Raw genomic sequence first — 12,960 nt, 5'->3', positions numbered from 1 at the left:
AAGCAAACCCTGTCTTCTCTCCAGTTTAATGCCTATCGTCCTAACCAGCTCTGGGTGGCGGACTTCACTTATATCAAGACAATGAATGGTTGGGTGTATACTGCTTTTATTATTGATGTGTTTGCTCGCGCTATTGTGGGCTGGAAAGTCTCTAATCGCATGAACACCGATATGGGGATGGCGGCATTAAACCAAGCAATAGCAGACAGAAAAAATCCCAAAGATGTCATTCATCACAGTGATCGAGGCGTTCAGTATTTATCCATTCGCTACACTGAGAAGATGGCTGACTGCGGTGTGATTGCTTCGGTCGGCACCACAGGTGACTCATACGACAATGCACTAGCTGAAAAGGTCAATAGCCTATATAAGACTGAAGTAATCTAGTATTTAAAAGAGAACTGGAACGGTGTAAATGATGTTAAACTGTCAACCCTTGAATGGGTGGACTGGTTCAATAAAACACGATTGCATAGCACGATTGGTTATATGCCACCTTTTGAATTTGAAAAGCGGTATTATGATAATTTTATCCTGTCAGGCATCGCTGCCTAACTCAAGTAAATCACTCTCCGATATACTCGGGGCGGTTCACTTTAATAAAAACCTTTTAGTAGGTGTCTAAAATTAGTTGACCACTACAAAATCACCATAACCAACTATTTAGATAACTCATTCACATTGTGTTCGTAGTATACAGTCGTAGCTGGGCTGTTGTAGTTGATGAGAATAGTGTTCTTGATTAATCTCCAATTGAAGACAGTGGCAACTTTAAAAACCTTGAGTTGTGTTGAGTTTGTATTCCTTATAATATCAGTAGCTAAAAGTGCGCTTTCCTCTGAGTTGTAGGTAACTTGATAAGCACCAAGATAACCCTCTCTTAAATCTTTGATACTAATAACTGTTCCATCTATTGCGCAGGCATCTTTTAAGAAATCAGATCCAAACTCTGAAGTTAGGTTTTTCTCTATCCTTGATTTAGGTGTACTGCTTTTAGTAAAAGTTATATTAGCTTTACTAGTTAGTAAATTTGTTTCTTTAATACCTAATTTGACAAATTCTTCATACATTGATAATAAAGGTTCACCAGTACAATTATTTTCAATACTCGACTCAATAAAAGTGGTTTCGCTTTTTGCGATATCAGGCACGTCTTCAATAGCACTGCTTTCTATTGAGCATCCTAAAGGTACAAAAAATAGAAACAGAATAAACTTTTTCATATGGAACCTCTTGATTTTGTAATACACCATTATTTTTGTAACTAAGCATACTAAGGAAGGACTAATGTCCTTCCTCTGATTATGGGACGCACTGCCTTCAGGTATATTATTTTTGCATCAACATCTTTGTTTGATGTGACACCACCTAATTCGCGTAGGGCTTTATTAAAGCTAGAGAATCCATCATGCCCAAAGACTTCCAAACAACCCGCAGTGCCTATCATGCTATCAGCTCTATTTGGATCATTTGTATTAGGCCCATCATGAATAAGGAAGTTTCCATATACTATCCATGCACCATTTTCTGCTGAGTCTGTACTGTGAAGCATATATTCTGGATACCATGTCAAAGAATGTGTTTGGTGATCTGCTAGTCCAGCAACTGAGTAACCCTCACTTCTTACATATCTTGGACCGAACCTTATTACTTGAAACGCTCTAGTATGTTTACCATTAGATATTCTTAGAGTATAAAGCGGAGTTTTATAATGATTTTCAAAACTTCCATCTGGATAGTCCCAAGTATAAGCATGATTACCATTAGGAGTTCCGTCCAGAGTCAATGTCAATTTTCTTTTAACACGCGAAATTTGGGTATTCGAAGTTGCCGAGTTTCGAGTGGTCGTAGTACTAGAGGTTCTTTCAGGTCGTCTCAAAACTGCAAATGGATCATAATCTGGATCAGGCATAACGGCTCCCTTATTAAAATTATATTTTCAAGTGGACTTTGATTTCTTGTTCAATAGATGTATTCATAACCTCGGTATAACCATCAATATCAGTAGTACCTTCAAACACTTCCCCCGTTATTTCAGCCTGCGCAATATAATCAACGAAACTATAGGGAATATCATCATCGTCAGCAAACCTAAACTGAGCAGTATAGTTATCTAATTTCAAATGAACCTTAATTTCATCAGGATCAGAGCTAAAGAACGTTTCAGTGTTTCCTTCAGTATCTGTAACACCCTCAAACGTCTCTTTCGTATTCTCATTGATAGCAATATACGGCGTATTGGCATAAGCAACATCATCATCGTCAGCGAACTTAAATTGTGCTTTATACATTGCGCCAGCCACTAAACTCGGTAACCCCGCCAAACTCAGCCCATCCATCCCGCCGCCATCACGACTGTGCTTACCAGCTTTCTCCGTAAACTGCATCGCCATAATCGTAATATCACCGCCATCTAGCGTGATACTCGCACCGCCCGCCGTCAGCGTAATCTTATTCGTTGCCACTATCTCAACTTCTTTAGTTGAGGATGACATATTTACATCTTGCTTAGCCGTGGCTTCAAGCTTACCCATATGGGCGGAGAGGGTGATATTCTCTTTGGCATTGGTCATGCTAAATTGACCATCGGCTATGATATTTAGAGACTCGCTACTGACCTGGTTATGACTCTCTCCACTACTGATCACCATATCTTGCTGCGTGGTGGAGGCCATCTCACCCATGCTTCTGTGAATCAGTGTATCGTCACTGACATAGCTGCTGTCTGCTGCGCTATCGATTAACGCGAATGGCATTGTTTGATGGGTTTTGGTTTGCTGTTCCTCTGCGATAGTTTCAAGTTGCGTCTTAATCGCTTTATGGTCATTGACATGACGTCCAAGCCCTGTCGCCAATTGCGTTAAGCGTTCCGCTAAGTGCTGACCACCAAGACCAGTTTGGGTGAGAGTGGGAGTATGGTGCTGGTAGTTGTGCTGTCCAGATTGTGCGTGGGTTTGTGCTTGAGTGGAGAAGACGAGGGCTTCGCCTGATTTTATGTTGATTTGAGCGTTAGTAGCCGCATTGATGCCTTGACGCTTGGCGGTGTCTTTTGCTGGATTGATGATCCCCATCTTTAGGCTAGCAGCGATTTGTCCATCAACGACGTTAAGTTGCGAGTAGGCTTGTTCTATACGGTGATCAGTGACCCATTCTGCTAGGGTAGCGTCCCCTTTATGTCGATAGCCGCTTTCAATGGCTTGTGCGTTATCCGTGGCAAATAGGCTAGGGCGAGTCGATGACAATAAACTGCCAGTGTTAATTAGATGCTCGCTATCGCCGATAGATTGCATGAGGGTTTGGTCATCCGCTCTATGGGTGAAGTGTGTGCCGTAGTTCGCGCCAGCCTGAGCCTCAAGGCGACTGATAGGCTGGGCAGGGCTATCCAGTAAATAGCTGTGCGTGGGCGTCATATGGTTACGGCTATCCATCTCATTTTGCATTTCAGTGATCCCCGTCATCGGCGGTAGGGCATGTCTGCTATATAGATGACCGACCCATGGGGTATCAGAGGTAATGAGGCGCAGCTGAGTTAAATGAATGCCAGATGCTAATGTCGACGCATGACGCTGTTGGTGGCGTGAGCTTTGGGTCAGCCCTGTGACATGCGCTAGACTATTGCGAGCCAGATGCACGATATGGGTAGCACGGTAGTGCTGATTGAGCGTACTGTGATCGATAAGCATAAAAGTATCAGCAACACTCAAATCCGTAGCATGGGCTAGGGCATGATAGATGCTATATCGATTTTGATGACTGTTTGCCACGATGGTTGCTTCGTCTATGGTTTCAGTATCTGTTACTGGCGCAAAAGCAGCTGGCGTGTCTAATGTGAGAGTGTGGTTATTTGAATGGCTTACGTCATCAGGATTACGGCTCATCGCAACGTCGGCGGACTGCGTTGGGTGTGCAACACTGCTGCTATTAAAACGCTGCATCGTTACTGAGTTTGGTTGGGTGATGACCTGCTCACTCAATGCCAATACTGGTGCCTGCACACGGTCATGTAACACTTGCTGGTAACGCAGCGCGCCAATATTTAGGCTGATTCCATCGCTATCACTTGGACTATGCGATGTAATAACGAGCTTTGGTGGACTGTGCTCATTCGTTTGCTCATGGCGCAGATAGGCTGTGAGTCCTTGACGCGCAAGCCGCTCGCAAATATTTGTCCAGTCGCTTATTTGCCACTGGGTCATGCGTGCTGGTGACCAGTTAGCATCTTCACCATTGTCGCTGTCATCGATGATTTCTATATCCAGCGTAGCCGTGCGCTCTGCTACCATAGTTTGTACAGACAAATGAGTATTAATAAGACCGCGTATATGCTGATGCAGACGATAAGTGATGGGCTGGGCGAGCAGGCGATAATAGCCGTAGCTGCCATCATGATCTAGCTGATGCACAGCCGTTATATAAAGATGACGAAAGCTTAGGCCACTTGGAATATCAAAGCTCAAGGTCAGAGGGCTACCGATGAGATTGGTTAATGGCGTAAAAGGAGGGTGATGCCGCTCATGGATATAAACGTGTAGCACATAAGTGTCGATACCGTGCTGCTGGTATTGGCAATTACCATTGGGGTTTAGTTGAGCAATGATATCGGCTTCATCAGCGCTATGCATGAGCTTATCTTGCCACGCACGATGAGCATTGATGTCTTGGCGAGCGCTCGGATAGGGCGCTTGAGTGCTGCCTTCACTGGCATAAAGCCGATCAGGGTGCATAGGCAGCACGGTATTGGTCAAGCGTAGCATAGTTATGTCCCTATTTTTTTAGCAGTGGCTCTCTTTTAGCATTGGTGTTTTTTGTAGCATCGATATCTCTAGTAGCAATGACAGTATGTTTTTCAGCATTATCAAACCAGCTATCAGCACTTAACCGTCATTGCTTAGTGACCATTATCGTCATACGTTCTACATAGCGATGTTATTCATTGAGGGTAAATTCGATACGGCGGTTGCGAGTGCGACCTTCTTCGTTGTCGTTACTAGCGATAGGGTCTGAGTCTCCTTTACCAGTAGTACTGAGACGAGTCGCATTGATATTTCGACCGATCAAGTATTGTTTGACGGCTTCTGCACGCTTATTTGATAGGGCAAGATTGGCAGTAGAATTGCCGACATTATCGGTATGACCGGTGATAAGAACAGGCTTATCACCGACCCGCTGTAACACCCCTGCCATATCGTCTAAGATACCAAGACCCATAGGCGTTAGATTGGTGCTACCAGACTCGAACTCGACGATACGGTTGCCCAAAGTCTCGTCTATGAGGCGTTGTTCACCTTCTACCACGACCAGCTGATTTTCTAATTGATAGAGATCAGTTAGGCGCGAGTGAATACGGTTTTGAATGGCTTGCTTTTGTTCAAGGCTGCTTACCTTGCCATGTAAGCTAATGGTCGTTCCATGAATGTCGATACGCCCTTGACGAATGTTAGAAATGTCGCTATCAATGATAGTCGTGGCTATCTGTTGCCAGTTGGTTGGTATACTGATGTTCGAACGTACTTCGATTTCATCTCTGACAGGTTTATCAGGATACTGTGCTTTTAGCTTGTCGAGCAGTTGCTGTTTGTCTGAGCTGGTAGCGACCACACCCTTGATGACCACTGGCACATTTTGTGAATTATTTGTCACATGAGTGTCGTTATGTTCTGCAAATACAACGGCGCTCATAGGCAGGGTGATAGCGGCGGCTAATAGCAGGTTTTTCGTGTGATTTGTTCGCTTGGATTTTGTTATTCTAGAGAGGACTTTCATTCAAGTACCTTTTTAATCTGTCTATTATTGAGCAGTGACTAATTGCAGGGGTATGATGCATGGCGGCTACTATCAGCTGTTACGAATCAGCAGTTATCGTGAGCCATTATTTATTGTGCTAAAAAAGTTTTTTTAAACAATTGCCTAGTATCATACAGATATAAATTGTCTTGTAACAATACTTTATTAAACCGTGTCAATCCAATGTCTTCATCGATATAGCCTTGAGTCCAGTCGCTATGAGCGATGACCACCCAACCTTCAGGATAAGTTTTTTCACTTTCTGATATTTGCTTGAGTATACGTCCATCGGGTTTAGTAAAACTCATGAGCAGGCGATAGCAATTAGCGACACGATATAAGTAGGTATTCAAGTAGAGCTGGTGTGGCTGATAAAAACCATTGATGAGATCGTGCCAAAAAGTGGCCATGTGTATCGAGTTTTCTCTATCAGAGGTAAGTGACCAGCAGATGGCTTTATTTAAGCCATGGAAACCCTTAGTAAAAGTAGGTAAAAATAACAGGCCAGTGGCAATGATTTGCTGTATCAGCTGCGCTTTATCAATGTTCATTAAGATCGCTATATCATGCAACGTAGTGGTATTGATAAAATCATAGTAGTAAGTACTGGCATTGTTATCGATGCTGAGTTGGCTATGGTTGAGGTGCTCCATAAGATCGCTATTGTCAGTTTTGGATTTGGCCATACTCAAAACCTCATAAGTGTCATTCCAAAGCGCTGATGACTTGACGGGCAGATAGTTCATCCAGTTTTTCGGTTTATCGAGATGAAGCACGCCAAAACCTATCAATGGGTAATTTCTATAGCTACTATCGTGACTAGGGATCAAAACACCGGTGATAATCTCATTAGCTCTAGTATCGATATGACTGAAATTTAAAAAGGCAAAGTTATGATTACTGACATTGTCTATCGGAATTCCGCTAAATACACTTTCCGACACGGCTAGCGCTTCGCTGACCCATTCATCAATGGCATTGGTCTCAGAGATATGAGCGCGTGCCCGTACAAAGTCCCCGCGAGCAGGCAATTTTCCAAAATATACTAAAGGCAAGGAGTCTGGAGTCATGGCGTTTGCTCCTGCTGTTCAGTCACGGCTGAACGATCATCAGTAGCCGTCGTGGTATCAGTAGGCGGTTGTACTGGTGGACTGTTTTCACTATTGGTATTAGGGGCTACAGTAGATACGCGGGCTGGCGGCGTGACATTGCTTGTATTTTGCTCGCCAGTCGGTACTGGCTGATTGGTGCCAGAATCTGTGTTAGGAGTATCGCCATCAACAGCATTATCATTAGAAATTGGCCTTGCTGTACGTGTGACACCAAGGGCAATAATCTCCTCTGGTAGTTTCATGCCGGTAAAGGGATTGGTAGAGCGACCTTGACCGGTAGTGGTACTACTACCACTGCCGCTGATGATTCTAAAGCGTACAGAGATAGTGATACCGTCACCAGACCATGCCATCTCAAAGATATCATTGCCCAGTTCAGTACGGCGTGCACTATTAATCAGCTTTTCTACCCCAAAGCTACCTGCTTCTTCAAAGACAGTAAAGTCTCTGCCATCATAGTCTTTGGCTCGAATACTGGCACCAGGTTGGCTACTTGGGTTCGGCCATACAAACGTTGTCCACGCTTGGGTTCCCATGCGATAACGCAACTGCTGACCATCGACCACAATGGTATATTCAGTCAAACCGCTGACGGGTAATGGCATGATTTGAAAAGTGGTTTGATTGGCAGCGCTACCAGTATTATTCGCACCAACAGCACCTGGGCTATTACTACCCGTATAATTGGTAAAGTAACGCCCAAAATCAGCGACAAACTGCGGGTTAAGACCTAGACCTGCACCATTCCAGATTTTACTGGAAATTTGATCGCCGCGGCGAATGATAAAGGGCGATAACGTTTCATTGACGAATCGCGCCACATAGCCATCTTCGCCGAAGAATTGACCGATCTCTGCAGGCGTCGCTTCTAAGTTTGCATTGGCGGTAAAGGGATACTTACTGCCTAAATTATCGAGAAAAGGCTTATAGACCTGCGCTTTCCAAACTTTATTAATCTCAGCCTTAGTGGGCGTCAGCAGCATGTTAAATGAACGAGTTAGTGGCTCACTCAACAACGGACGAACCAGCTGTTTTATTTCAGAGTTGGCTTGACTTAGGATCTGCTCATCTAATATTTGTAGAGATTTGGTTAACTCTGAGCCTTCGGGGCTAAGGGTTTGTGAGGCAAACAACAAAGCATCAGGGCCGATGTCGTCACTACGAGTGATATTGTTAAAGCGGGTTCTGATATCGCCTAAACTGACTAAATAGCTGTCTAATAATGACAGATCCTGATTTTCTTCTCTTGGCGTTACTAGCGCATGTATAGAGGAGAATTCTTGCGCAATCACACCTGAGCTTGCTTGTGCTACAGGCGCAGCGTTACTAGAGCTACCACCATTATTCATCGCAGCTTCTGCTTGCCGCAGCTCAGCAGGGCTTTGACGCAGGATAGTTTGCTTAAACCAATTGACAAATGAGCGACGAGATTCGCCACCATTGCCAGCTGCTTGATTGGACGCTTTATTGTCCCATTGAGTTTGGCGATCTACTGTCTCAAACAGGGTTTTTAACGGTGACTCTGTGGCACTAGACAGCTGGTTTAATAAGACCGCATGATCATCGAAGCCTGTGCTATCCCGAACATATACTTGAGATAAAAAACGTTTCCATTCACTGATATATTCTTGCTTATAGCGATTGACCAGATATTGTCGTATCTGTTCAGGACTGCCCGTCAAGGTAAGGTCATCTTGGCTGCTGGTGGCCAACACCCAATCATCGGCGACCACTCTCGTAGTAGCAGCTTTATCAATCTCATCACTGACGAAAGCATCCCATGCCTCTTTAGTAAAAGTGCCTGAAATGACATAACTACCAAGCAGTGCTTCATTAGCATTGTTTTGCGTAATCTGCGCAACCGTGACCGATGGGAAGCGGGCAGATGCACGCATTTTAATCTCAGAGTAAACACGCTCACGAGCAGGTTGACCTTTGCTAACTTTGGATAAATTGCTACGGGTTTTGTCTATCAGCCCTAAGTCATTTTGGATCAATGGAAAGGCGGGGTCGTCGACATGAGCCAAGGTAAAACTCAAGATACGCTCAGCTTGGCGAATCATCTTGTCACGCGGCATGTCAGCGCGATTGGCTTCGAGCCAGTTGCGCCAAAAACGGGTCATCTGATCACTCAGATGACTGGCCTCTAAATTGTCATGATTGCCAAGCATGAGATAAGCTTTGAGCGCGTTATAAGCATCTTCAACGTCTGTGGGGTCCGACTGGATATAAGCATCATTAACGGCAGCATCAGAGGTGTCATCAGTGCTTGAGTCTTCTGTACGGACTTCTAATTGATCGGCATTGGTATTTACTTCGGTCAAAAACGTTTCGATATTTTGTTTGGTTGGCGCTAAGACGATGATGCTGATGCCGTAGTAATATTCTGCTAGCAATTTTTGCTTAAGCTTATCGCCTTGATAGAGGCCAAAACTCAAAGACAGCGGCTTGTCGTCTTCATAGCCTTCAAGCTGCTCGATTCGACTTTGTAGAATATTGAGCGATTCAAGCTGCGATTGTAGATCACCATTAGAATTCTTTTGTAGCGCTGCGACTTGCTGTAAGTCAGCCACGACACGCTCAGTGAGCTGTTTATTATTGGCATAAGACCATGTCCACAGACCGACAGCCGCACACAAAGTCACGACAGCAGCTAGCGTCGCAAGCGCACGATGACTGCGCTTGTGTCGGTTTTTATGCTGCTTGACCAAATGCTTGTCTTTTAAAATGACTTTAGAAAATAGATCTTGTAAAAAATAGGGCTTGTCTGCGGCTTCTTGCTGTGCATTGAGCGGTATCGCAGGTGGGTGCAAATCGTAATTTTGTACCATTTGCAACGTCATTTGGCTGCTAACTTGTCCGTCCTGCAAGGCGCTGGTAAAGTAAAAGCCACGCAATATGGGCTTAAATTGGAAAGGGTTGTCCTCAAACAAAGCATGCATCAGCGTCCGTATCATGGGACGTAATGACTGAAATTCCATTGGGAAAGTCATTAGACTGGGAGATACCGTGCGCTGATGACGTAAGGATAGCTTAGTGGTGCTCAAGTCTTTTAGACCATTGACCAAGACACCAAAATGCTCTTCGAATACGTCCGTGATATTGATATTTTCTGGGTCTTCAGGATAGGGGATGGTCGCGCCCCATACTTGGCTGCGCTCTTCTTGCTCATAGTCATTAAAGAAGTCACGGAAGCCTGAAATCAAATCCATTTTAGTAAAGATCACATAGACAGGCGCATAAACTTCTAACTGTTCCGTTAAGTCTTGCACACGGCTGCGCAGATTCTTGGCCAAATCCAACGCATAGTTTGGATCGTTTTTGGTGAGTTCGGCGATACTGACCGCGATGATGATGCCATTGATCGGTGCTTTAGGTCGATTCTTTTTGAGTAGGCTTAAAAACGACAACCATTCTGAGCGATCTTCTTCATAAACGGAGTAACGTCCTGCGGTGTCGAGCAAGATACCTTCAGTCGAAAAAAACCAATCGCAGTTACGTGTACCGCCGACGCCTTTAACGGATAGCTTGTTACCTTGCTCCATAAAGGGGAATTTTAAGCCAGAGTGTAGCACCGCAGAGCTTTTGCCTGCCGCGGGATTACCAATGACCATATACCACGGCAGCTCATATAACGCCGCTTTGCCTGTTTGATCGCCTATCTTTGATTTGCGAATGGTTTTAATGGCATCTTGCATTTGCTGACGTAGCGCTTGCACTTCTTGAGCGTTTTCATCTTTGGCCACATGAGGGCTATCGTCACCTTGGCTCTCGTTGCCATTATCCTCCACTAAGTTTGCCAGCTCATCTGAGGCAAGCTTACGTTTTTTCCACAGGTAATAGCCAAGCGCCCCCAGCACCGTACATGTGATTATGACGCCAATGATTATGACAAAGGTTTTAATAGTCACATAATCATAAAGTAAGACTAGAGCGACAATGAGCCCCAGCGCCAATAATACTCTTGGGTTATAGATAAGATGAAAAAACCTTGAAAACATGCGTGCTACCTAGTGTGAACTTAAGATAATAAAACGAGTATTTACTACGACAAAACACCATTAAAACTACGACTAAGATGTTGGAGAAGAGTCTAGCAACCAAAGCATATTGCAGTGCTTATGTTGAGTAATTAAAAACGATCTGTCTGACTCTTGTTGGTCTTCTTTGGCTAAGTCAATGAAGAGTGATAGGCTGATGAATGGCTTCAACCAATTATTCAATGGCATATAATGCCCTAAATGATGTTCGTTTACTAGAGCGCCTTGTGCTATAAATGCTTCAAGAAAGCTCATATACGTTGATAAGTCATAGGGCTGCTTTAATGGATTAATGTCAGACATGGCGGTAATGGTCATGTCTGCTATAGCAACATTAGTCTTGTATTTTTCTTTGCTATTGATGTCAGACGATTTTTTTGCGGGCTTTATTGTCTGTTTATCAGTGGTTTTTAGCATGGTCGTATCGGTCGGCGACAGTGAAAGCATATTGTCTATTAATAGGTTTTTGATAGTCGTTAAATGATTAAAATAGTGACGTTTATCACTCAAAAGCTCAGTGCGATGAGCTGTAGCTATCTCCGTTAATAAAATACGGGTACTAGCGTCAATATTGAGTAGCTCTTGAGCCGCTTGATTCGAGAATAGCAACAGCGCACCCGCCTCAGTTGGAATGACATTGGTCATTTTCTCAGAATACAAATGAGTGTCTAACCATTCTTCACTTATCTGTGAATCTGCAATGAGAATTAAGCACAGATCCGGCGCAGTTGATTTAGATAAAGGCAGCAGATGTCTATTGATAAATTCTGTAGGTGTGGCAATGGTGGTATTATTAGCGCTATTATCTGCTACGGTGTTTGCGACGTCAGTGCTGTCAGTTATGATGGTCGTAATAGCAAGCCGTGTATCAGGAATACCGTAAGTGGCTAACTGTTCTTTTATGGTCGCGATTAAAAATGCTGAATCGGCGCTGGAAGGTAAGCATAAATAAATAGGAAGATTGGTTAAATGACCAGCAGAGGCTGCTGTCATTTTGTCATCATCGTTATTTTTACTGCTGTTATTTTCACTACTTATTTCGTTGGCACTCACCAAATAATGTTGCTGCCATTCGGGATGAATATGAATGGCTGCGTTGGACTGAGTCGTATCTTGTTGGTGATGTTGGTAAAAGTGTTCGGCAAGGCTAGACAGCATCTCCTCGCTCAAGACTAGCTGCTCATAAATTAATGCCTGTAAACGCAAGGTAGTATCATTTAACGCAGCTTTACGTTCAGTAAATCTCTCATCATCGAGATGGCTGTCTAAACTACTGTCTAAATCACTGTTCGAATCTAAATAATGGTCTGAATAGCTGTCGTCAAACTCTGAATCTGCTGAATAGGCATCAGACAGACTAGGATATGGTAGGGCAGCTGCATCAGGGAGTCTTGCAATCGGTTTGACCAACATTGGCATACCATCAATATCTGTCAAATCCTCGCTCAATACGGTTAGGTCTGCATCATTGTCCACCACCTCAGACCAACAGTCTCCTTCTGGTAGGCAGACACGGCTATAGATAAATAACTGATAAGTATTGGGCGGCTTAATAGCGTCTGTTTTATCTGTTGTTCCATCAAGTATCTCTGGTGAATCGGTTGTTTGTTTATCCAGTTTTTTTTGCCACCATAAGAGCGCCATGATAGATCCAAGAGACAATAAAGGGATGGAAACAAACCATAGTAATAAGCCAGATGAGGTCAGCTGTCGCGCATTGTCTTTAAAGTACATCCAGACCAAAATGAGATACAACACCAAAATCATGACTAAAACAGATCGGCCGTATGACAGTATTTTTTTTGCGCCCACTTATTTAAACTCCCTATTTGTTGGGTTTTTATTATAATTATCACCATGTAGACAAGCTTTGCGATCCAAATTTTATGATGTTTATAATCTTGTTTTTACTATACTAGTTAACTTTATTTGTCTTTTTTATAATTCGGTTGTAATGATAGGAATCGCTTTGAAAATATTGTTAAACTATAAAATCGATAACTAGTGAGGGTTTTAGGCATTAT

7 protein-coding genes and 1 pseudogene are annotated in these 12,960 nt (G+C 43.6%); 1 reads left to right on the top strand and 7 read right to left on the bottom strand.

Annotation, left to right across the window (positions count from 1 at the left end):
* Positions 1-24: 24 nt before the first annotated feature.
* A pseudogene (locus tag JMW94_RS11500) lies at positions 25-555 on the top strand (IS3 family transposase); the annotation flags it as partial.
* Between the two features lie 104 nt (positions 556-659).
* On the opposite strand, the gene JMW94_RS11495 reads toward JMW94_RS11500, so the two are convergent.
* From JMW94_RS11495 to JMW94_RS11465, 7 genes are all read right to left on the bottom strand, one after another.
* The gene (locus JMW94_RS11495) at positions 660-1,223 is read right to left on the bottom strand and encodes a hypothetical protein (RefSeq protein ID WP_201604501.1); all 564 of its coding nucleotides are present in this window, start codon (positions 1,221-1,223) and stop codon (positions 660-662) included.
* A gap of 50 nt (positions 1,224-1,273) precedes the next feature.
* A complete protein-coding gene (locus JMW94_RS11490) occupies positions 1,274-1,912 on the bottom strand; it encodes a hypothetical protein (RefSeq protein WP_201604500.1) in 639 nt (212 codons plus the stop codon).
* 19 nt (positions 1,913-1,931) lie between these two features.
* On the bottom strand, positions 1,932-4,754 hold the full coding sequence (locus JMW94_RS11485) for a DUF2345 domain-containing protein (RefSeq protein WP_201604499.1): 2,823 nt from the start codon (positions 4,752-4,754) through the stop codon (positions 1,932-1,934).
* A 172-nt stretch (positions 4,755-4,926) separates the two neighbouring features.
* A complete protein-coding gene (locus JMW94_RS11480; RefSeq protein ID WP_045451536.1) occupies positions 4,927-5,640 on the bottom strand; it encodes an OmpA family protein in 714 nt (237 codons plus the stop codon).
* A 233-nt stretch (positions 5,641-5,873) separates the two neighbouring features.
* Positions 5,874-6,854, bottom strand: a complete 981-nt coding sequence (gene tagF, locus JMW94_RS11475; RefSeq protein WP_055123825.1) for a type VI secretion system-associated protein TagF — start codon at positions 6,852-6,854, stop codon at positions 5,874-5,876.
* Positions 6,851-10,897 (bottom strand): type VI secretion system membrane subunit TssM, encoded by a 4,047-nt coding sequence (gene tssM / locus JMW94_RS11470; protein WP_201604498.1) that lies wholly within the window; start codon positions 10,895-10,897, stop codon positions 6,851-6,853. The genes tagF and tssM overlap by 4 nt, the downstream gene beginning before the upstream one ends.
* Before the next feature lie 72 nt (positions 10,898-10,969).
* Positions 10,970-12,748 (bottom strand): hypothetical protein, encoded by a 1,779-nt coding sequence (locus JMW94_RS11465; protein ID WP_201604497.1) that lies wholly within the window; start codon positions 12,746-12,748, stop codon positions 10,970-10,972.
* Between the last annotated feature and the right edge of the window lie 212 nt (positions 12,749-12,960).

This window comes from Psychrobacter immobilis (assembly GCF_904846185.1).
Classification (GTDB): Bacteria; Pseudomonadota; Gammaproteobacteria; order Pseudomonadales; family Moraxellaceae; genus Psychrobacter; species Psychrobacter immobilis_B.
The sequence above is the reverse complement of the archived record's forward strand: the minus strand, read 5'-3'. Positions and strand labels throughout refer to the sequence as shown.